Source organism: Pseudomonas sp. OTU750018 (assembly GCF_011636575.1).
GTDB lineage: Bacteria > Pseudomonadota > Gammaproteobacteria > Pseudomonadales > Pseudomonadaceae > Aquipseudomonas > Aquipseudomonas peli.
Genome location: NZ_JAAPAU010000002.1, coordinates 828,553 through 850,470 on the forward strand (window position 1 = coordinate 828,553; position 21,918 = coordinate 850,470).

Sequence of the window (21,918 nt, forward strand, 5' to 3'; positions counted from 1 at the left end):
GCCCAAATGAAAAACGCCAAATGGCAGGCTGATCTGCAGCAAATCCGCCACTTGCGACTGTTCAATAACGTCGCCGCCAGCGGCATTAATCAGCTGCTTAAAGAATTCCGCGCCTGCGACCTGGATGCAGGGGAAGTGTTGTTATCCCCCTTCAACCGCAACCAGTACCTGTACCTGCTGCTCAAGGGCCAACTCAAGGTCTACCTTGGCTCGCTTGATAGCCAGGCCGTGAGCACCCTCAAAGCCGGCGACTGTGCAGGCGAAATCAGCTTTATCGATAACGAACACCCCTCCGCCTATGTGGTGGCGACGGAGCACTGCTGCGTGCTGCGCCTGCACCGCGAATCCTTGTACAACCTGTTCCAACAATCACCAGCACTGATGCAGAACTTGCTCGAACTGCTCTGCGACCGTGTGCGCAAAGGCAACCGGCTCATCCTCGACAGCGAACAGACCGCCAATGTTGATGCCCTGACCGGCGCCTATAACCGTCGCTGGCTGGAACATATCTTCGAACGAGAAAGCACCCGTAGCGCCTTCAATGGCAAACCACTGTGCATGCTGATGCTCGATGTCGATCACTTCAAAGCCTACAACGACCAGCATGGCCACCTCGCGGGCGACTACGCCCTGTGCCTGGTTGCGCACACCCTGCGCAACCAGCTGCGCCCTAAGGACAGCCTGACCCGCTACGGCGGTGAGGAATTCGTCATCCTGCTGCCGGAAATCGGTGCCGATGAAGCCCGTAGCATCGGTGAACGCTTGCGCCAGGCGCTGCGAGCCGTCAGCTCATTTCACTCCCCGATTGGCGTACTGCCGGGGGTGACCGTATCCATTGGCCTGGCGCAGATGCAACCCAAGGACAGCCTGCAAGGCGTGATCGCCCGCGCAGACAGCGCGCTGTATCAAGCCAAGCAGCAAGGCCGCGACTGCCTCTGCGGTTAGCTCTTTGCGATCTGCTGCGCGTTTACGCTCCCCAAACGGCCCACTAGCCACGCATCACATTTCTGACCCACTCTTGTTAGAGTGCTGCGCATAACAACAACGCCCGGATGGCACCTTACTATGCGCAAAATTCTGATCACCCTGCTGATAATCCTGTTGATCGCTGCGGGCAGTGTGTTTGCCCTGCCCTCCTTGCTTGACCGCAAGATGAACAGCGTCGAATCCCCCGCGCCTTACCCCGCCAGTGAATCGGCCAATCAGCTGCATCAACAGCTGTTTATCGCCGACCTGCATGACGACGTGCTGCTGTGGGAGCGCGACCTGCTCAAGCGCTACGACTTTGGCCACTCCGACCTGCCGCGCATGCTCGAAGGCCGCGTTGGCCTGCAGGTGTTTTCCACCATGACCAAGACGCCGCGCGGCATCAACTATGAGCGTAACAGCGGTGACACTGACAACATCACCCTGCTGGCCATGGCTCAGCGCTGGCCCAAGGCAACCTGGAGCAGCCTGCTGCAACGTGCGCTTTACCAGGCACACAAGCTCGATGAAGCCAGCGCCAACAGCGACGGCCGCCTGGTACTGATCAAAACCCGCAGCGACCTCGCCAGTTTTGTCAGCGCCTGGCAAAAAGACCCGCAGCGTGTCGCTGGTATTCTCGCCACCGAAGGCCTGCAGCCAATTGAAGGCAAGCTGGAAAACGTCGACACACTCTATGACGCCGGCTTTCGTATTACCGGCCTGACCCACTTCTTCGACAATGAAGTAGGCGGCTCGGCCCACGGCCTGGAAAAAGGCGGCCTAACCCCGCTGGGCCGGCAGGTGATCAAGCGCCTGGAAGAAAAAGCCATGCTCATCGACCTGGCTCACGCCTCGCGTCCGCTGATCGATGACGTACTGGCCATCGCCACCCGCCCGGTACTTGTCTCCCACACAGGCGTGGAAGGCACCTGCAAAGGCCCGCGCAACCTCAGCGACAAACACCTGAAAGCCATCGCTGCTACCGGCGGAGTAATCGGTATCGGCTACTGGGATGCTGCCGTTTGCGCCACCTCGGTCGAGGCCATCGTCAAGGCAATCCGCTATACCGCTGACCTGATTGGCGTGCAGCACGTGGCGCTGGGCTCAGATTTCAACGGCACCATCCATGCGCCGTTTGACGTCACTGGCTTGCCGCAACTGACCGAAGGCCTGCTCAAGGCGGGTTTCAGCCACGCGGACATTACCGCGATCATGGGCGGTAACGTGCAGCGCGTGATGCTTGCCAGCCTTCCCGAAAATTGAGTAAAAAACAGCCAATAGCCGCCATCCGGCGCGGCACTTCGCCGCGCCGGCTTCTTGCTTTACACTGGCGGCCGTTCACTCCTTAACCAATTGATGAGATGACCGTGCTCAAAGCACTCAAGAAAATATTCGGCAAAGCCGAGGGCGAGCAGCCCAGCCCAGCAACTCCGTCACCTGTAACGCCCAGCGCACCGCGCGTCCAGCCTGACGCCAACGCTGACAAATCCAGCCGCAGCGCTTCACCGCGCTCACCTGAAGCTGCTGAAAAGCCGTTACAGAGCAAGGAAAAACCGGCGAAACCGCGCCGCGAGCGCCCGGCAAAACCCGTCGACACCTGGAAACTGGAAGACTTCACCGTCGCACCGGCTGAGGGCAAAACCCGTTTTCATGACTTCAAGCTCTCCCCCGAGCTGATGCATGCGATTCATGATCTGGGCTTCCCCTACTGCACTCCGATCCAAGCGCAGGTGCTGGGTTACACCCTCAGTGGTCGCGACGCCATCGGCCGCGCCCAGACCGGCACGGGTAAAACCGCCGCCTTCCTGATCTCGATCATCACCCAGCTGCTGCAAACCCCGCCGCCTAAAGAGCGTTATATGGGCGAGCCACGCGCGCTGATCATTGCGCCAACCCGCGAGCTGGTGGTGCAAATCGCCAAAGATGCTGCCGACCTGACCAAATACACCGGCCTCAACGTGATGAGCTTTGTCGGCGGCATGGACTTCGACAAACAGCTCAAACTACTCGAGTCGCGCTTCTGCGACATCCTGGTAGCCACTCCGGGCCGTTTGCTTGACTTCAACCAGCGTGGCGAAGTGCACCTGGATATGGTCGAGGTAATGGTGCTCGACGAAGCCGACCGTATGCTCGACATGGGCTTTATCCCGCAGGTTCGCCAGATCATCCGCCAGACCCCGATGAAGGGCGAACGCCAGACCCTGCTGTTCTCCGCGACCTTCACCGAAGATGTGATGAACCTGGCCAAGCAGTGGACCACTGATCCGGCGATCGTCGAGATCGAACCGGAAAACGTCGCCAGCGACACCGTTGAACAGCACGTTTATGCAGTGGCTGGCAGCGACAAGTACAAGCTGCTGTACAACCTAATTACCCAGAACGACTGGATTCGCGTAATGGTCTTCGCCAACCGCAAGGATGAAGTGCGGCGTATCGAAGAACGCCTGACCCGCGACGGCATCAGCGCCGTACAGATGTCCGGCGATGTGCCGCAACACAAGCGCATCCGCGCACTGGAAGGCTTCCGCGAAGGCAAGATCCGCGTGATGGTCGCCACCGACGTGGCCGGTCGCGGCATCCACGTTGACGCGATCAGCCACGTGATCAACTTCACCCTGCCGGAAACCCCGGACGACTACGTGCACCGCATCGGTCGTACTGGCCGCGCCGGCAGCAGCGGCACCTCGATCAGCTTTGCCGGCGAAGACGACGCCTACGCCCTGCCTGCCATCGAGGCACTGCTGGGCCGCAAGATCGCCTGCGAAATGCCGCCTGACGAGCTGCTCAAGCCGGTACCGCGCAAGCACTGATCCCTGCTCGACTAAAAAAGGCGAAGCCCTGCGGCTTCGCCTTTTCTATTTAAGCGCCCTGCACACCCGCTGTTAGAGTGCAAACAACTCCAACTGCTCGTGCTTGCCGCGCAAATCATGCAAGCGCACACCGACCCCAAGCAAGCGCACAGCCTTGTTGCCACGCGCAAAGGCGGCGCTCATCAGGCGCATATAGCTCTCCAGATCACGTCGCGCTCCGCCCTGCTCCAAGGTGGTTTGGCTGAAATCGTGAAACTTGATTTTGACGAAGGGTTTATCCGGCCGGTAACTCGCATCCAACCGCGCCATCCGCGTGGCCAACTGCTCCAGCAGCGCCGGCAACTGCTCAAGACAGGCGGCTAAATCTGGCAAATCCTTATCAAAGGTATTTTCCACGCTAACCGACTGACGCCGGCTGTCGTTATGCACAACTCGCTCATCAATCCCGCGCGCCAGGCCCCACAAGCGCTCGCCGAAGCTGCCGAACTCCTTGACCAACGCCAGCTTGCTCCACTCGCGCAGGTCGCTGCAGGTACGAATGCCCAAGCGCCCAAGCTTGTCAGCCGTGACCTTGCCCACGCCATGCAGCTTGCTCACCGGTAAGGCGGCGACAAAGTCCTCAATCTGATCTGGGGTAATCACAAACAGGCCGTTAGGTTTCTTCCAGTCGCTGGCGATCTTGGCCAGAAACTTGTTCGGCGCCACACCCGCCGAAACGGTGATATGCAGCTCTTGCGAGACCCGCCGGCGAATATCCTGAGCGATGCGTGTGGCGCTGCCGGCGAAGTGTGGGCTGTCGGTCACATCCAGGTAGGCCTCATCCAACGACAAGGGCTCGATCAACTCGGTGTAATCACGAAAGATCGCCTGAATCTCCCGCGACACGGCCTTGTAGGCGTCCATTCGCGGTTTAACGATGACCAGATCCGGACACAACTTGAGCGCTTGCCCAGACGCCATCGCTGAGCGCACGCCATAACTGCGCGCCTCATAGTTGCAGGTGGCAATCACCCCGCGCCGATTTGCCGAGCCACCGACCGCCAAGGGCTTGCTCGCCAGGCTGGGGTCATCCCGCATCTCGATTGCGGCGTAAAAGCAATCACAGTCCACGTGGATGATCTTGCGGCTGTTCATCGCCAAGCCACCAGTCCTGCTGCTACTGCTCGGCTGAGTTAACAGGCGCTGCCGGTTTCGCCTCGCTCGCCGCATCCTCAGACTTACTCATATAAGACTGGATAATCAGGATGACGATCAGCATAAACGCAGCCAATGGCACCAGCTTGGTCTTCGCCACCACGGCAGCGCCGCAACCCGGACAGGTCTTGGCATCGGCTGGCACCTGAGCACCACAGGCTTTGCATTCAACGCTCATAACATTTCTCCAATTTATATGGGCAGGGACTCTAGCCCAACAGCCCGGTTGCGGGCTATGCCGAAAGCAAAGCTGTCCGCTCAATCAGGCTCTAGCACAGGGTTCTGCAGCGCAAGATCAATCAACGCACGGCTAAGCATCTGAATAAAAACAACTTCTGGCCACCTTTAGGTTGACAAGCAGCATTTAAACGCTAGAATTGGCGCCGCGGGATGGAGCAGTCTGGTAGCTCGTCGGGCTCATAACCCGAAGGTCGTCGGTTCAAATCCGGCTCCCGCAACCAGATACTCAAAAAGGCCACTCAATCGAGTGGCCTTTTTGCATTTACGCCCAACCGATTTAAGTTATTGATTAAAAACCACTAATCAATTGACAAAGCATCGTTCCTGTATAGAATGGCCGGCGCGGGATGGAGCAGTCTGGTAGCTCGTCGGGCTCATAACCCGAAGGTCGTCGGTTCAAATCCGGCTCCCGCAACCAGATACTCAAAAAAGGCCACTCAATCGAGTGGCCTTTTTTGTTTCTCTCGCACACACATTCTAAGCATTTGATTAAAAACACTATTTTGTTGACATACGACGATTTCTATATAGAATTGCCGGCGCGGGATGGAGCAGTCTGGTAGCTCGTCGGGCTCATAACCCGAAGGTCGTCGGTTCAAATCCGGCTCCCGCAACCAGATACTCAAAAAGGCCACTCAATCGAGTGGCCTTTTTGTTTGTGCGCGATTTAGCTGATCACGCTCAATGAGAGCTGGAAGTTGCCTGCCTACACTGAAGCCGATGATCACTGACAGCCTAGGAGGCAAAACACCATGCCCTGGAAAAATACGGAAGCGCGCTATGGCAGCCTGAATATAGCGCTGCACTGGCTGATGCTGATTCTTATTGCCGGCGTCTACGCCTGCATCGAGCTCAAAGGGAACTTTCCCAAAGGCAGCGACACTCGTGAACTGCTCAAGCAATGGCACTTTATGCTGGGCCTCGCCGTCTTCACGCTTGTGTGGCTGCGCTTGCTGGCACGCTTGATTGCACCCACGCCGGTCATCCAACCTACCCTGCCTACCTGGCAAGCCATCCCGGCAAAACTGATGCACCTAGCACTCTACGGCCTGATGATCGGCGCCCCACTGGCCGGCTGGTTGATCCTCAGCGCCGCCGGTAAACCCATCCTATTTTTTGGCCTGGAGTTGCCACCCTTGGTCAGCAAAAACCCGGATTTGGCTGGCACGATAAAGGAATGGCATGAACTGGCCGGTAGCGCCGGATACTGGTTGATTGGCCTGCATGCTGCGGCCGGGCTGTTCCACCACTTTGTTGTGCGCGACAACACCCTGACCCGCATCTTGCCAAGTAAGCAGCCCTGACGCCGCCAAGCATTCAGTCCCAATACTCAGGTGACGCTCAGTGCTGGTCAATTGCCAGCGTCGCCGCTAGAATTGCGCACTTTTTGATCAGAGGCGCGACCAGCGCCCAGCATCCATCCGTACACGCCTGAGGTTAACGCCATGTCCACCCCCGCCACGCCGAAAGTCGGCTTTGTATCACTCGGTTGTCCTAGCGTCAGTTGGTCTATACAAATTCTGCAGCCACTAAAAGGCCCTTACCGCAACTAACAGCTGCGGTAAGGGCCTTTTAGTGACATGGCATCTGGCCGGGAGCAACTAGCTTAAGTGGCAGCAATCGGGCAAAAGCGGCCGACTAGTGCCTCAGAAATCTGCGCCTGTAAAGCGCGCATCCAAGCGAGACAGCCGACTACCGGCCGGCCGAGTTTTCATCGCGAATCTACGCGTTCTTATGTGCAAACAGACTCACTTAAACCTGCTGTCGCGATGTTGGATCAGAGACTTCTAGACAAACAGGAACGATTCAGATCGTCGATATTTTGAGCGCCATATGTCTCGAAATGGCAGCACTGACAGTTAATGCCAAATTGAATCGCCCCTAGTTTCGTAGACACCTCCAAGGCAAATAATACGGCCCATTAGGAGGTGCCATGAGTAACTCGCGTTATCCCGAAGAATTTAAAATCGAAGCCGTCAAGCAGGCCACTGAACGAGGCCTGCCTATAGCTGAGGTCGCTGCTCGCTTGGGCATGTCGACACATAGCCTGTATGCGTGGGTGAAGCGCTACAGCAAGCCCCAGGAACAGCGAGCGCAAGAAGACGATCAGCAAGCTGAGCTACGTCGCCTGCGCGCCGAACTCAAACGTGTGACGGAAGAGCGAGACATCCTAAAAAAGGCCGCCGCGTACTTTGCCAAGGAGTGCGGATGAAGTACGCCTTTATCAATCAGCTATCCGTGGGTTGCCCGGTTCGCCGTCTGTGCCTGACATTGAAAGTCCATGCCAGCGGTTACTACGCCTGGCTTGCTGAACCGAAGTCAGCGCGCGCCTTGGATGATCCGCGACTGCTGGGTTTGATCAAACACTCTTGGCTGGAAAGCGGTTGTGTCTACGGCTACCGAAAAGTCTATGACGACCTGCGTGAGCTAGGAGAGCCGTGCGGCAGGAATCGCATTGCGCGGTTGATGCGCCAGCAAGGGCTACGTTCGCAAACGGGCTATCGGCGGCGACCGGGCCGTTATGGTGGTAAGCCTCCAATCGCCTCACCAAATCATCTGGAGCGCAGATTCAATGTCACCGAACCCAACAAAGTTTGGGTCACGGACATAACCTACATCCGCACCTACGAGGGCTGGTTGTTTTTGGCGGTGGTGCTTGATCTGTTTTCGCGGCAGGCAATTGGCTGGTCGATGAAACCGCAGATGACGAGTGATCTAGCCATTGATGCATTGCTGATGGCGGTTTGGCGGCGCAAGCCAAAAACAGGAAGTGATGATTCACTCAGATCAGGGCAGTCAGTTCAGCAGCGGCGACAGGCAAAGCTTCCTGAAAGCCAACAACATGCTTGGCAGCATGATTCGACGCGGTAACTGCCATGACAACGCGGTGGCAGAGAGCTTTTTTCAGTTGCTGAAGCGTGAACGAATCAAGCGAAAGATCTACAGCACCAGGCAGGGTGCCCGGGCCGATGTGTTCGATTACATCGAGATGTTCTACAACCCAAAACGCCGGCACGGTTTCAACAATCAGCTGTCACCGGTAGAGTTTGAAAAACGCTATTTCCAGAGCTTGGAGAGTGTCTAGAAAACTAGGGGCGATTCAATCCAGCGCCACACAACCTTCAGTTCGTAGATTCACCAGCCCTATAAGCCAGCGCCGAAACCCCGCGTTTAACAGCTAGCCTCTGCTCAACCCAGTCAACCGCGATGACAACGCTTGCATGGCGCTGCTGACCTGGTCGAGCGCCTGAGCGTCACGGGCGTTCTCTTCACTGATGCTGTGGATACGCACCGCCAGTTCGTTAATCTCCTGAGTGACATGGCTCTGCTGCTGCGCCGCCACAGCGATCTGCTGAGCACGCTGGGAAATATCATCGAAACTCTGCACAGTGCTGGACAACGCCGACGCAGCACCTTCGGCCTCAACCACCGCATGTTCGGTACGTGCCTCACCGGCTTGCATGGCCTGCACCGCTTGGCGTGAAGCCTGCTGCAATGCGCTGATCATGGTACCGATCTCATTAGCAGAGGACTGGGTTTTACCTGCTAGGGTACGCACTTCATCGGCTACCACAGCGAACCCCCTACCCTGTTCACCTGCACGCGCAGCCTCAATTGCGGCGTTCAGTGCGAGTAGGTTGGTCTGTTCGGAAATGGCCTTGATCACATCAAGCACTGCGCCGACCTGCTGACTGTCTTTCTCCAACCGACTGATCACCGAGGCCGCATCAGCCATTTCCGCCGACAGCGCCTTAATGGCTGAGCTATTGGACGCTACCTTTTGCTGCCCCTGTTGAACGACCACTAGTGAGCTTTGAGCGGTATTGGCACAGTCGTTGGTATTCTGTGCAACTTCTTGAGCACTCGACGACATCTCGGTAATCGCCGCTGCTAATTGGGTGTTTTCCTGCCGCTGCTGTTCAGCACGACCTGCCAGGGTACTGCTCAAGCCGCCCAGCTGCGCGGCTGCGGCTTGCAGATGATCGGCCTCCTCGGCGATGCGCTGGAGCATGGTGCGCAACTGCCCGGCATAGCGATTGACAGCATGACGCAGCGCGCCGATTTCATCCTCACGCTCTACACTCAATTCCACATCACGGTTAGCCGAGCCACGGCCCAGGGAGTCGATCTGCGCGGTGGTTTCTTCCAGCTGGCCGATCAACTTGCGTCCGGCCAACCAAGCCAGCGCCAGCAACACTGCTAGTAACGGCAGCAGAAACAACAGAATCTCCCAGGTCAGCGCACGTGCCAAACCAGTCACTCGCTCCTGCGGGGTTGCCAGGCCAATGACCCAACCGGTGTCAGGCATCACGAAGAGACTTACGCGGCTGGCCTGCTTAAGCTGCTCGTCGTTCTCCAGATCCAGGTTGCGAATCGCCCCCGAACTGCTGCTGTTCAACGCCTCCTGCACAGGCTTGAGCCAGCTGTGCTGCTGCGCCAGATCGGTAAACTTGACCATCGCGCCGCCCTTAGCACCGGTCATATTCGGGAAATGCAGCACGTTGCCCGATTGATCAAGGGCAAAGGCATAGCCATCAGTCACCTTGCCTTGCTCGGTCAGAAAGCGCGCCAGATCGTCCAGCAGCAGATCCAGAGTCGCGACGCCGGCAAAGCGTCCTTCAAGCTGGTAAGGCACACTGCAGGTGACCATCGGTACACCGGTGACTGCATCCTGATAGGCCTCCGACCAGAGGCACTGGCCGGGCTTACTGCTGCGCGCACCGGTATACCAGGCGTCGTTGTGGTACCCAGGACCATCTGCGGCGTTGTAATCGTCGGAATAGCTCAAACGGCCATCCGCGCCACGCGCCCAGAAGAAGCTGCGGCGCACCGTACCCTCGCTGAAGGCATTTGGCTCTGGCCACACACCGCCGCCGGCAATCGCTTTATCGCCTTGGCTATCGATCATATTGGGCAGGCTATTTAGGTACAGCGGCTCTTCACGCGGCAGCACCTCAGCCAGGTGTGCCAGGCTGGCTGTTACACCTTCAATACGCGCCAACTGCAGCGCCAGTTGACGCACGATGGCGCTGCCGGTCTGCTCGATCAGCTCGCCACTGGCAGCCACCACGCGTGGCTGCCCGCGCAGGGCCATCACGGCAAAAACCGCCAGTGCGGTAAGAATCAGAAGGACGATGCCACCCAGGGTTAAACGCTGCGAAAGCCTATTGGGAACGAAAGCCATGCCATTACTCCTGCGTGGAAAAGATTCTTAAGAGGGACTACCAGAACTGCTCACGAACCGCTCCTAGTTCCACCAGCAAGATCAGGTACTGCGATACATCATTACATCTGCCATTTGTGTACGCGCTATCGCGCTTAGAGGCCAGCGCTAGATACCTTGCAGTAGTTATAGATGAACATGCGTTGGGCAATGTCTTTTAATCGGCGGGAGACGAGCTGGCTTGAGAGGAACCACACAAGCGCCGCTGAGCGTCAGCGCATGCCATCAAAAATATTCGCCGCTGCAAAACCCGCAACATAAGTACGAATATCATCGCGGACCGCGGCATCTTCGCGCGCCTCGTCGTCAGAGTCATTTTGTGGCCCACTGCCGGCCAGTTACTGGATCTGCGGCGGAAAGGCTTGAGGCTGAGCAATATAAGGTTTGACCTGATGATGTATTGGGAGACGGAAGTTGAAAGTGTGGGCCTGCAGGATTTTGCTGACATTTTTGTTACAACCAATCGTGGTGTACGCCGATACCGTCCGATATGCCGTGACCAATGAAAGTTGGGAACCTTATTGGATTGTCCGCGACGGTCATGTAAGCGGTATTTTCAGTGACGTCATGCTGGCACTTGATCAGCAAATGGACGTGGCGCTTGAGGCAGAAACACCTCAGCCCCCCTTGCGGGCGCAAAAGCATTTCAGAGAAGCAATGGTTCAGCTTGAGTGCTGTGTGAGTAAGGCCTGGCGGAGCTCTACAGATCAGGTGGAAGTGTCTCTATGGAGTGAGCCAGTACTCAGCACTGAGGAGGTGCTGATTTTTCCACCGGGGAAAGCTTTTCCGTTTACTAGACTGCAGGATCTGAGAGGCCGAACCATTTCTACTGTGCGTGGCTATGGCTATGCAGGTAGCCAATACTTCACGCGCAGCGACAGCCCTAACAGTATTGCGCAGTTAAAGGTTGTGGCTCGCAGACGTGTAGATGCCGGTATTATTGATCGGCTTGAACTGGCATCTCTCTTTGCGAGCCACCCTGATATTCCAGCGTTGTCTGCTTCAATGGAGCTGGGACCTGTGATTAGTCGGTCAGAGCTGCGGATACGATTGCATCGCTCGCGTGCCGAGTTGTTAGAACCCTTGAATACGGCGATTAGCCGTCTGCGTAAAGATGGGACGTTAGCGATGATCGTTCAGCGTTACGCTGTTCCCCTCAGAGATGAGGCTGGCATGTTGCACACTAAACAGTTGTAAGGAAATACGGGCCCAGTAACAGTAATCTGCCCGTCGTCCCTCGAACCCTAAATTTGAATCCTCCCTAATTTCGCAGACACGTCTAGTGACCGCTTTTGGCCGGAAGTGGTCGATCCAAGGCTGGACCTGGGTTCATCTTGATTGAGACGAACCTCGCTCTTTCCTGGCCTATTTTTACGTGACTACACGTAACTTCATGTATAGCCGCAACCTTAAGAAAAAGAGCCGCTGACTGGCTTGCAGCGGCCTGACAATGTGTTCGTACAGGCGGCGTTGCCTGGCATCTGCATAGCGTTGGCAACAAGAGCCAGAAGATCACCGGCGCTAACGCTCCACCCTGCAGCGCCCTCTCAACGGTTAGGGATTTAGCTGCCCCATCGATAGTCTCGACTCCCCTTCATGCAACGCTTGTGCCATGGCGGACAGCCGGGCGTCTGGAATACTGGGTGACAGCAGATCAACACCCGCACTGACAAATACCTGGTTGTAGGCATTACGGAGATCGGCATAGGCCAGGTCACGCCTGAGCTGGGCCTGCAGAGTGTTCAGCTCGCCCTGGATCAGCTCCAGCTCGCCGATACTCTGGGTGCTGTAGCGGTTACGCAGTTGCTCGGCGATCTGACCGTCCAGATCGGCCAACTGCTGGCTGGTCTGGAACTGACGGAGGGCTTCAGCGTAGTTGGCGTTAGCCACGTAAAGCTGTGCGAGGATGGCCATGGACATGGCCTGGCGACGGGCATTGGCGACCTCCTGGCCTGTTTTGGCAACATCGATAGCCATCGGTGCAGAGAGCACGTTGAACAGGTTCCAGGTGACCTTAACGCCGTAGTCCGCCCAACTCTGGTTTACCAGGAAGCTGTTGCTGTCGTAGTGGCCGCCGGCAGAGAACTCCAGGCCGGGCAGCAGGCGCAGCATGGCCTTGCGGGTCTCGGCGGCGCTGATGCGCGCCTGATAGTCCTGCTCGCGCAGTTCCGGGCGGCTGGCCAGGGCCTGCTGCTCCAGCTGGGCGAAGTTCACCTTCAGCTCTGGCACGACATAGTCGTTGCTGGCGGCCAGCTGGAAGTCGGTGTTCAGCGGCAGGTTGATCAGCGCGGCCAGCTCGGTCTTGGCCAGGGACAGCGCGCGGCGTTGCTCTTCCAACTGACGGGTGGCCTCGATCAGCGCGCGCTGGTAGCTCAGCGCCTGCACCGGGTCACCGATGCGCTGGGTGCTGAGGTTGCGGCTGTCGGTGCGGGCCTTGTCGACGCGGGCCATGAGGCTGTCGATCTGCTTGAGCAGGCGCTCGGCGGCCACGGCGCGCCAGTAGGCGGAGCGCACGTCCTGGGTGATGGTGTGGATGACCTTGCGACGGCGCTCCTCGACGATCAGGCGCTGGTCGGCCTGCTGCTTGGCGCTCATGTAGCTGACGCCGAAGTCGAGCACGTTCCACACCATGGTCAGGTCCGCCACGCCACGGTCGCGGTCCTGGGAGGTGGACGGTTCCAGGGACTGGGAACCGGTCTCGATGCTGCGGCTGCTGGAGGCGCTGACGTTGTTGCGCCCTGCGTAGCCAGCGGATAGCGCCATGCGCGGCAGCATGTCGAAAGTGGCCAGGTCCAGCTGGCGCTCGGCCAGGGCATGTTCCATCACCTTGAGGCGCGCTTCGAGGTTGTACTTGATGGCCCGGGCCATGGCCTCGTTCAGGGTCAGGGGCCCGCTCAGGGGCTCCTGATCCTTGAACATGCTAGAGAGGTCCGCCCGCGCGCGATTCTCGCTCTCGCTGCGGTCGATCGGCTGGGTGGTAACGGCGCATCCACTGATGGCAAATGCCAGCAGGCTGGCGGTGAAGAGCTTGTGTGTCTGATTCATGCTGGCGGCCGCCCCCTGGTACGGCACGATGATTGCCTTTTTAGTCATATCAGCCACGGGTAGCGGCCCCTGCCACTTGCTCGAGGGCCTGCGCTAACTCGCGTGTGGGGCGCAAGTCAGCCTCTTTCATGGCCTGCAGTTGCTGGGCAAGCGTGGGTGCGCCGGTCAGGCCAAACCCGTTCTTAGCGGTGTCGCCACCGCGCCACAGCTTGCCGTCAAATACTTTAAGTTGGACATCCTGCTGCGGAACCTCCTTACCGAACATGCTGGAGAAGCTGCTGGTTCCGAACACGCCACCGTCGCCCCCGCCAAAGCCGAGAAAGCCATTCGCGCCACCTTCACTGACAAAGCTGTCGCTGCTGGCGAAAACCTGGGCGATGTAGCTGGGCGCCAGGGCGTTCAGGTTGATGAAGATGTTGCCCACGGTGGGCACCCCGCTCCCCAGGGTCGGCTGCTCGAACAGCGGCGGCGGCAGCAACGGCGAGGTGGTGCTGGATGGCGGCAGGCCTGGCACGTTGGGCTGGGTCGGCGTGGTCGGTGTGGTCGGCACGCTGGGCGTCGGGTTGGTACGGAACTCGGGGTCGCCCTCGACCCCGCCGAGCACGTAGCCCACGGTGGCGAAGTTGTTCGCCATGGCATTGCCGACGGTATCGGTGATGCCACTGCCGGCGGCCGCCAGGGACAGCCCCAGGGTGCCCTGGCCGTTGACACCGCTGACGGTGACGCGGTAGGTGCGCGCATCCACCTGCACCAGCGACAGCAAGGTACCGCTGGCGCTGCCGCTGGTGGCCAGGGCGAAGTCGGCCAGGTCGACGCCGCTGACATTCTCGCTGAAGGTCACGGTGAAGCTGAGGGTGGTGTCGCGGGTCGGCGAGGTGCCATCGATGGCGATGTTGGTGACCTGCGGAGCGGCGGCATCCACCAGCACACCGGCGGTGGAACCGACGTTGTTGAGCACGGTCTGGGCGTTGTTGCCGGCGGCATCGCGCAGGGTCGCGCCGTTGGCATCGAGGCTGGCGCCGACGGCGATGCCGTTGCTGTCCTGCTGGCCGCTGGCGACGGTGAGGCGGAACACCAGGGCAGTGCCGCCCGAGCCGCTGAGGTAGTTGGCGTAGACGGTGCCGCCGGTATCCAGGGTGATGGCCAGGCGCGGCGTGCCGCCGGTGGTGTCCACGGTCACGGCTTCGTCGAAGTTCACCGTGAAGTCGAGGGTGTTGCCGGTCAGGTAGGTGCCGTTGGCCGGCACACCGACGGAGGTGACGGCCGGGGCACGGCTGTCGATGGCGTAGTTGTTGGAGTCGGTGGTGCCGATGCCGGTGTTGCCGGCGGCGTCGGTGTAGCCAGTGTTGTCCAGGGTAATCAGGTTGGTGGTGTCGGTTACGTTGTTGCTTGGGGTCAGGGTCGCCGTCCAGGTGATGCCGCCGTCGTTGGAGCTGAGGCCGCTCAGGCTGCCGTTGGCCACGCTGAAGTCCGCCGTGGTCAGCCCGCTCACCGCCTCGCTGAAAGTGATGGTGACGGTGGTGCCCTGCCCGGCCTTCAGCGCGGTGTCGGTGACCACGATGGTGGCCGTCGGGCGCTGGGTATCGATGGCGTAGTTGTTGGAGTCGGTGGTGCCGATGCCGGCGTTGCCGGCAATGTCGGTGTAGCCGGTGTTGTCCAGGGTGATTAGGTTGGTCGGGTCGTTGGCGCTGGCACTGGGCGTCAGGGTAGCCGTCCAGGTGATGCCACCGTCGTTGGAGCTGAGACCGCTCAGGGTGCCATTGGCCACGCTGAAATCCGCCGTGGTCAGCCCGGTCACGGCCTCGTTGAAGGTGATGGTGACCGAGGTGGTCTGCCCGGCTTTCAGCACGGTGTCGCTGACCACGATGGTGCCCATCGGGCGCTGGGTGTCGACGGCGTAGTTGACCGAGTCGGTGGTGCCGCTGCCGATGTTGCCCGCCTGGTCCATCACGCCGGTGTTGTCGAGGGTGATCAGGTTGGTGGCATCGCTGACGTTGGCGCTGGGGGTGAAGGTCGCCGTCCAGGTCAGGCCGCCATCGCTGGTGCTGAGCCCACTCAGGCTACCGTTGGCCACGCTGAAGTCGGCAATGTCCAGGCCGCTGACCTGCTCATTAAAGGTCACGGTGACGGTGGCGGTTTCGCCGATGCGCAAGGCCGTGTCGCTGAGGGTGATGCTGGTGGCGGCCGGTCGCACGCCGTCTACCACCAGAGCATTGTTGGCGCCTAGGGAACCCGCCGCACCGGGGGTGGCCAGGGTGAGAATGGCGTTTTGGTTGGCGCCGTCCTGGATGGAGCCGCCATTGAGGCTCAGGGCTGTGGTGGAGGCATAGTCGAGGTCGGCAGAGCTGTCGCCGGCCTGCACGGTGTAGCTGAAGCTCAGGGTGTCGGTGCCTGAGCCAGACACGTAGTTGAGCACCCGGTCGGTAGCGCCGGTCTCCAGGGTCAGGGTCGGGGTGCCGGTGACGTTCACCGCGCTGTTGAAACGCACGGTGACCGTGATGACGTCACCGATCTTGTAGGTGCTGTTGGCGGTGTCGGACGACACGCTGGTAACGGTCGGGGCGATGGGCGCGGTGAGAGATAGATCGTTACCGCTGCCGCCGATGTAGGTGGTGGTCAACTGGGTGCCGTTGCCGGCGGCATTGAACGTGCCGCCCTCGCTGATACTGCTGAAGGTGCCAGTGACGGTGTCGGCGGCGTCGTTGACGAGCACGGCATAGCTGTCGCCGCTGCCGGCCGCGTAGCCGTGGGTGACCGCCAGGGTGGCACCGGAGACGTCAACGGTGCCGTTGACCATCAACCGGTCGTAGCCGGTGCCGGCGGTGGCGCCGTTGATGTCCAGAGCCAGGGTGCTACCCGAGGCCAGGGTCAGGTTGCCGTTGACGGTCAGAGTGGCGACGCCGCCGTTGCCTGGGGAGAGAGTGCCGCCGCTCTGCACGGTGACGTTGCCATTTAACATGCCACTGCCCGCCAAGGTGGCACCATTAAAGACTGTCAAAGGGGCATCGATGCGGCCATCGGCCACCAGACAACCACTAGCCACATAAAATGTACGGCCATAAGTATTCACAGAGCCCAAAACAGTTAACGTCCCTGCACCAGACTTGTAAATATCTCCCAACCCCGAAACCGTTCCAGAGAAGGTTGTATCCGCATCAATGGTTAACGTGGCTGTATTGCTCACACCGATGGCATTACTGATTGTCGTACTTGCCGTGACCCGCAGCCCCCCTCGTTCCACTACGACTTGGCCACGCCCCAGATTAGTGTCGCTGCTGATAACGACCCGACCATCCATGATCCGAGTATCCGCATACGTATTATTACCCGCCAGAATAAGCTCGCCCGCATCAGTCTTGATTAAAGTACCACCACTGATCGTGCCACTTAGCGTAGTAGAACCTGATGTCTCTATGGTTGCCGAGCGCCCCAAAACGATCGCATTATCGACAACCGAATGATCAAATATACTGAACGTACCCGATTCATTTATCGTCACCGCACCGCTGCCGAGGCTGGCATCGGAACCGATAGTTAATTTACCGGCAGTAATAAAAGTTTCCGCATAACTGTTTCGACCCAAAAGCGTCAGATTTTTATCACCAGTTTTAGTAAGGCTGTAAGCGCCACTGATATCACCGAATATATCGATTGCGCCAGCCGCATTAATTGTGCTATTGCCGCGCAATAATATTGCGTTAGATACTAACATCCTCATTGATAAACTACTAAACGTTGTCCCTCCATCTAAAATTAACTGCCCCTGACCCAAACGCCCATTACCGTCAATTGCGAGTGCGCCTTGGTTAACCGTGGTGCTTCCCGTAAAAGTATTTAGACCTGTTAATGTGAGAGTCCCAGTGCCCTGCTTGACCAGAGCCCCCTCGCCTGAGATAACACCACCATAATGTCCTGAGGTGTTTGAACTTCCAACACTCAGAACATATGAACCTAATTGGATATTGCTATAACTGTTTGAACCCAGAACACTTTTTACAGTTTGATCAGACAACAACGTCAGCACACCAACGCCATTAAAGCTAATGCCCCCTGTGTCTGCGAGCACATTAGCGCCACCAAGCTTCAGCCAACCAGCGTTTTCAATTAAAGTATCCCCGGTGTATGTATTGCGCCCGGTAAGTGTCAGCGCGTGGTTGGCTGCACCATACTGAGTTACAACAACCCCACCATACCCCGCTATTACGCCAGAAAATACGCTATCCGCCGTAACATTAACCGTTAAAGTACTGGAAATTGAACTATCCGGCCATAGGTATACCGAGCCAGCACCAGAGAGATTACTCACTGCAGCATCATTGAACACTTCCAAAGCAGCATCCGACAAAACACTCACACTACTATTAAAAAATGTATAACCATTACCAACCCGCAAAACACCCTCAGCCACTACAGTATTACCGGTGAATTCACCGGCATAACTGCTGCCCTGATAAACGCTCAAAACCCCTTGTCCAGTCTTGCTCAACGTTCCGGTGCCGGCAAACATATTTTGCAAGTTAACATTATAATTACGGGTATCTAAGGTAAGCGTTATACCGTTATCGAGGGTCAATGCGCCGCCAGAAATACGAGCAAGTTTACTCATATCAAAGACCAAACTTTCGCTAAGGCTAACGTTGTTGATGGTTAGCTGAGAGATAGCGAATGCAATCGTCTGACTGCCGGTGCTATCGGCCTCAGCAATCGCAATGGCTTCACGGAAACTGACGCCGTCGCTGAGGTCAATGGTGCCCGTATTATCGTTGGGGTTAGTCACATAGATAATGTCACTGGTAACAGTAACGCTTGCACTGACACTTACATCATTGCCATAGCTGAGGGTGTAACGGATCACCGCATCGCCAGCAGGCGTATCGTTGCGGTAAGTGATGCGCTGCGTCACGTCATTGACCAACGCGGTGGTGGCCGGCGTAGCACTGCTGGTAAAGGTGATGGTCAACACACCACCTGTATGGGTAAAGGTGGCAAAGGTCTGTCCGCCCGCCTGCAAGGTATTACCACTGACGGTAAACAGTGCTCCAGCAGTGTCGAACCCCAACACATCACGGTTTAAAGCAGCACCATGGCGCTGCACAACCATACTGACGCCGGCCCAATTGCCATTGCCATTGTTCAGTCCCCCTAACTCCACATCTGCCACGCTGGCTTGACTGCCGGCATCGAGCCGTACGGTATTGCCTACCCCCCCCCAGGCCACACTGTCACCATTGAGGTTGCCGAGGGTCGGTGCGACGTTGGGGTTGTAGTTGGTATCGGTGGTGCCGCCATTAGTGGTGTAGATGGTCGAGGTGGACGCACCGTCAGCACCGTTGACGTTCGTGCCACCGTCCGCCTTGCCACCCAGGCCACCCGCGCCGAGGTTGCCGATTGAGAGGCTCGTGAAGCTGGTGTTGTCCATGCGCACGGTACCGCCGGCGTTCCAGATGGCACCGACCCCGGCACCGCCCGCCCCACCATTGCCAATCCTGTTGCCAGGCCCCCAGGCCGCGTCGCTGGAAACACCGCCACCACCGCCGCCGCCAGCTCCCAGGTTGTTGGTCACACTGCTGTTGACGATGGTCAGGATGCCGCTGCTGGTGTTGTAGATCCCCCCCGCAGCGGCGCCACCCTTGCCGCCGACGGCAGAAACACCGCCGCCGCCGCCGCCACCACCAATGCTGGTGCTGCCGTTGTTGGCCGACCCACCCCCACCCCCTGCGGTGTAACCGAGGGTGCTGTTGCCGTCACCGCTGTAACTGCCCCCCGCGCCGCCGGCCGCGCCGCCGCCACGCCCACCGAAGGAGCTGGTACCGCCCGCGCCATTGCCGCCGTTGATGCCGGAAGCGGGCGTGGGTGGGATGCCGGCGCCAGCACTGGTACCGCCGAAGCCGCCGGGAGTCGTCCCGAAACCACCGCCGCCACCGCCGCCACCGCCGTAGTAGCCACCGGAGTCGCCACCCCCGCCGCCGCCGCCAGACGCCTTGTTACCGGTAATGGTGCTGTTGGTGATGGTCAGTACACCCGCGTTGTAGATACCGGCACCCACGCGGTCGGGTGCGGCCGTGCTCTCGTTGCCACCGTTGCCGACGACCAGGCCATTGCGGATGGTGATGCTATCCAGCGCGACCTTGGAGTTGGCGCCGCTGGTGTTCACGTCAAGAATCCGAGCCTTGTTGGCCCCGTCGATGGCGAAGCCACCGCCGACGATCTGCAGGGTGTGGCCGTCGGTGACATGGATGGAGATGGTGTCGTTGAAGCCGGTGAAGGTGATGTTGCCGGTGAGGGTGATCACATCATCGACGTTGTCGGCAACGCCCGTGGTAATTGCACTCTTCAACTCGGCCAGGGTGCTCACCGAGGTGGTCACCAGCAAATGGTCGTAACCGCCCAGGCGTGACAGGTTCAGGGCATTGCTGGCGGCGACCTGACCGGTGGCGATCTCCAGGTCCCAGTCACCGCCCTTGGTCGTGCCGCCGGTATTGTCGTCGGAGGCGGCGATGTCGGCCCCGGTCATGTTCGCCAGCTTGGAGACGAAGGCCTGGCCCTCGCTGCCCGCCCCCACTTCGCAGCCATAGATGAGGATGTCGCCCTCGGCGGTCAGTGCCTTGCCGATGGTGGAGAGCTGGGTGGCGTACTGCGCGAGGTTGCCTTCGAACAACGGGCCGTTGCCCAGCAGCAGCACCCCGGAATCGCCGTGGGAAATGATGTGGATGGCATCGATGCCGGTGCGCCCGGCCAGGGCTTCGGCGATCTGCTGCACGCCGTCCTTGTTGGTGGACAGCAACACCACCTCGGCGTTGGGCGAGACGGCCTTGAGCAGCTCCTGGTAGTTCGGCGCGCGGGTATCGACGAAGACGATTTCCTTGCGCACGCCGCTCTGTGCATCGCTCACCGGGCTGGCCTGCAGGTCCTGAGTACCTTGGCTATTATCGGCAGAGCCCGCCTGGTTGCTGTCGCGGGCGCCGGTGTCATGGGACGCGTCGGCCGTGGAGGCCGCAGTCGGCGCCGAAGCCGCGGTATCGGCCACCGTCGCGGCCACCGCGCCGTCGAACATCATGCGCGGCTCTAGTGCGCTGATCAGCGGCAGCGAGCACGCCAGTGGCGTAGCCTCGCTACCCTTAGCCTTACCGTTGCGACCAGCCTTCTTCGAAAGACCCCAGCCCATGACTTCTACCTCTTCTTTTCTCCGGCGCCAGCCTCAGCGGGTGCTCAGGTGCGTTCTTGTTCCAGAGCCCGGGCATCCCGGTTGGTTCTGATCACATGGGCCTCGCTGTTGCGCGAGTCCTTCCAGAAATCCAGCTGTGCGTACTGCTCGAACAGGTCCGGCGGCAGCAGAGTACGCCGCGCCGCCACCTCCACCTTAGGCCGCACCTTGTGCAGCCCGCGCAGGCCCAGAGCCTGGTCGAACTCAGGGGCGTCGTACTCGACGCGCTCAAAATCGTGCTCAAACCAGGGCTCGCCGAGGAACTCGTAGACCAGCCGTAGCACCCGCTCGGGCGTGGCCACCAGCAGGTCGTAGTCCACCAACAGCAGGGACCGAGCGTGTTCTCCGTAATAGGCATCTTTAAGAGCCGACCATGGTAAGCCCACCAGGCGGTTGCGCTGGGCCAGGGTCTCGACCCGGCTGTAGACGGTGTTGCGTTCGCTGTCATCGTTGAACAGCTTGGTAATCTCGTACGGGTTGGCGCGGTAGAGCCGCTCGATGCTGTCCATCACCCAGGCGACGTTGCGCACGCAGGCGATGACCTTGGCCTGGGGAAAGAGGTCCATCAAAGCTGGCAGCCGGGCGCACCACAGGCGGTTGGTATCGAAGATCACCTCATGCCCGGCCTGGTCCGCGTAATAGTTGCTGAACAGGCCGGCCAGCAGGCGCTTGCGCTGCTCCTGGGTCACCACTGGACCGAATTCGCTGTCGGCGCCGAACTGCTTGAGCAGAGCGGAAAAAAAACTCCCCACCGGGCTGGTCATTCCTGCGCTAAAGCGCGGATTCTGGCGCAACAGCGCCGCGAGCAAGGTTGAGCCCGAGCGCGGCAAGCCCGAGATAAAGTGGTAGGTCGGGGGTTTGCTCGCCATGGTCGGTAAATGCATCAGTCACCCCCACATAGGCATGCGCGCTCATGGCTGATGAGCAACAGACTGGAGGGGAAATCCACGTGAGGTGAGCGGGCTGTTGTGGAAAAACACGGCCCCCTGCCTGCAGCTGGAACACAGACAAGAAATGAATCCTTGGAGGTCATCAATTGGGCTTCCTTGCCCGCCGTGGAAAGGGCGAGACAACCGTTATTGCGCGAGTGGTCAGGTAATGCTATCGGAGAACTTCAGAGGCCAGCCAGCGGAAAATGGCGCTGGAGATGAATGTGATCAGCCATTCACAACACACCCTTGAATTGCCTGGGGTAGTGCATAACGGCGCAGAACGCAGCTTTATTCTGGCGACGG

10 protein-coding genes, 3 tRNA genes and 4 pseudogenes are annotated in these 21,918 nt (G+C 59.1%); 9 read left to right on the forward strand and 8 right to left on the reverse strand.

The features are described from left to right. The first annotated feature begins 6 nt into the window (after positions 1-6). The 3 genes from HCI85_RS12800 to rhlB all read left to right on the forward strand — a co-directional run bounded on the left by HCI85_RS12800 (position 7) and on the right by rhlB (position 3,776). The gene (locus tag HCI85_RS12800) at positions 7-945 is read left to right on the forward strand and encodes a GGDEF domain-containing protein (protein ID WP_167144998.1); all 939 of its coding nucleotides are present in this window, start codon (positions 7-9) and stop codon (positions 943-945) included. A 120-nt stretch (positions 946-1,065) separates the two neighbouring features. Beyond that, on the forward strand, positions 1,066-2,229 hold the full coding sequence (locus tag HCI85_RS12805; protein ID WP_167144999.1) for a dipeptidase: 1,164 nt from the start codon (positions 1,066-1,068) through the stop codon (positions 2,227-2,229). Positions 2,230-2,333: 104 nt separating this feature from the next. Further along, positions 2,334-3,776 (forward strand): ATP-dependent RNA helicase RhlB, encoded by a 1,443-nt coding sequence (gene rhlB / locus HCI85_RS12810; RefSeq protein WP_206677990.1) that lies wholly within the window; start codon positions 2,334-2,336, stop codon positions 3,774-3,776. A 72-nt stretch (positions 3,777-3,848) separates the two neighbouring features. On the opposite strand, the gene dinB is transcribed toward rhlB, so the two are convergent. Further along, a complete protein-coding gene (gene dinB, locus HCI85_RS12815) occupies positions 3,849-4,910 on the reverse strand; it encodes a DNA polymerase IV (protein ID WP_167145001.1) in 1,062 nt (353 codons plus the stop codon). Positions 4,911-4,932: 22 nt separating this feature from the next. Next, a complete protein-coding gene (locus HCI85_RS12820; protein WP_167145002.1) occupies positions 4,933-5,148 on the reverse strand; it encodes a zinc-ribbon domain-containing protein in 216 nt (71 codons plus the stop codon). Between the two features lie 206 nt (positions 5,149-5,354). Here HCI85_RS12820 and HCI85_RS12825 point away from each other — a divergent pair. From HCI85_RS12825 to HCI85_RS12845, 5 genes and pseudogenes are all read left to right on the forward strand, one after another. Further along, positions 5,355-5,431, forward strand: a tRNA-Met gene (locus tag HCI85_RS12825). A 120-nt stretch (positions 5,432-5,551) separates the two neighbouring features. Further along, positions 5,552-5,628: transfer RNA gene (locus HCI85_RS12830), tRNA-Met, on the forward strand. A gap of 122 nt (positions 5,629-5,750) precedes the next feature. Continuing rightward, positions 5,751-5,827, forward strand: a tRNA-Met gene (locus HCI85_RS12835). A gap of 135 nt (positions 5,828-5,962) precedes the next feature. After that, the gene (locus HCI85_RS12840; protein ID WP_167145003.1) at positions 5,963-6,514 is read left to right on the forward strand and encodes a cytochrome b; all 552 of its coding nucleotides are present in this window, start codon (positions 5,963-5,965) and stop codon (positions 6,512-6,514) included. A 629-nt stretch (positions 6,515-7,143) separates the two neighbouring features. After that, positions 7,144-8,295: pseudogene (locus HCI85_RS12845) on the forward strand (IS3 family transposase). Positions 8,296-8,388: 93 nt separating this feature from the next. Here HCI85_RS12845 and HCI85_RS21350 read toward each other — a convergent pair. Next, positions 8,389-9,519: a methyl-accepting chemotaxis protein gene (locus HCI85_RS21350; RefSeq protein WP_446730791.1), complete on the reverse strand. Its 1,131-nt coding sequence runs from the start codon at positions 9,517-9,519 to the stop codon at positions 8,389-8,391. Beyond that, a pseudogene (locus tag HCI85_RS21355) lies at positions 9,508-10,395 on the reverse strand (cache domain-containing protein); the annotation flags it as partial. The gene HCI85_RS21350 and the pseudogene HCI85_RS21355, both read right to left, overlap by 12 nt. Before the next feature lie 459 nt (positions 10,396-10,854). Here HCI85_RS21355 and HCI85_RS12855 point away from each other — a divergent pair. Next, positions 10,855-11,631, forward strand: a complete 777-nt coding sequence (locus HCI85_RS12855) for a substrate-binding periplasmic protein (protein ID WP_241693788.1) — start codon at positions 10,855-10,857, stop codon at positions 11,629-11,631. Positions 11,632-11,988: 357 nt separating this feature from the next. Here the strand turns inward: HCI85_RS12855 and HCI85_RS12860 are convergent, their stop codons facing one another. The 4 genes and pseudogenes from HCI85_RS12860 to HCI85_RS12870 form a co-directional block, all read right to left on the reverse strand. Beyond that, entirely contained in the window at positions 11,989-13,479 is a 1,491-nt protein-coding gene (locus HCI85_RS12860) for a TolC family protein (protein ID WP_167145755.1), read from the reverse strand. A gap of 1,174 nt (positions 13,480-14,653) precedes the next feature. Beyond that, a pseudogene (locus tag HCI85_RS21360) lies at positions 14,654-19,168 on the reverse strand (beta strand repeat-containing protein); the annotation flags it as partial. Positions 19,169-19,858: 690 nt separating this feature from the next. Next, a pseudogene (locus HCI85_RS21365) lies at positions 19,859-20,644 on the reverse strand (DUF4347 domain-containing protein); the annotation flags it as partial. 44 nt (positions 20,645-20,688) lie between these two features. After that, complete coding sequence (locus HCI85_RS12870; protein ID WP_167145007.1) at positions 20,689-21,552, reverse strand: sulfotransferase; 864 nt, start codon at positions 21,550-21,552, stop codon at positions 20,689-20,691. Positions 21,553-21,918 lie beyond the last annotated feature (366 nt).

Coding starts and splice junctions, on each gene's coding strand:
- HCI85_RS12800 (WP_167144998.1), top strand. CDS start 7: ATGAAAAACGCCAAATGGCAGGCTGATCTGCAGCAAATCCGCCACTTG.
- HCI85_RS12805 (WP_167144999.1), top strand. CDS start 1,066: ATGCGCAAAATTCTGATCACCCTGCTGATAATCCTGTTGATCGCTGCG.
- dinB (WP_167145001.1), bottom strand. CDS start 4,910: ATGAACAGCCGCAAGATCATCCACGTGGACTGTGATTGCTTTTACGCC.
- HCI85_RS12820 (WP_167145002.1), bottom strand. CDS start 5,148: ATGAGCGTTGAATGCAAAGCCTGTGGTGCTCAGGTGCCAGCCGATGCC.
- HCI85_RS12840 (WP_167145003.1), top strand. CDS start 5,963: ATGCCCTGGAAAAATACGGAAGCGCGCTATGGCAGCCTGAATATAGCG.
- HCI85_RS21350 (WP_446730791.1), bottom strand. CDS start 9,519: ATGCCTGACACCGGTTGGGTCATTGGCCTGGCAACCCCGCAGGAGCGA.
- HCI85_RS12860 (WP_167145755.1), bottom strand. CDS start 13,479: ATGAATCAGACACACAAGCTCTTCACCGCCAGCCTGCTGGCATTTGCC.
- HCI85_RS12870 (WP_167145007.1), bottom strand. CDS start 21,552: ATGGCGAGCAAACCCCCGACCTACCACTTTATCTCGGGCTTGCCGCGC.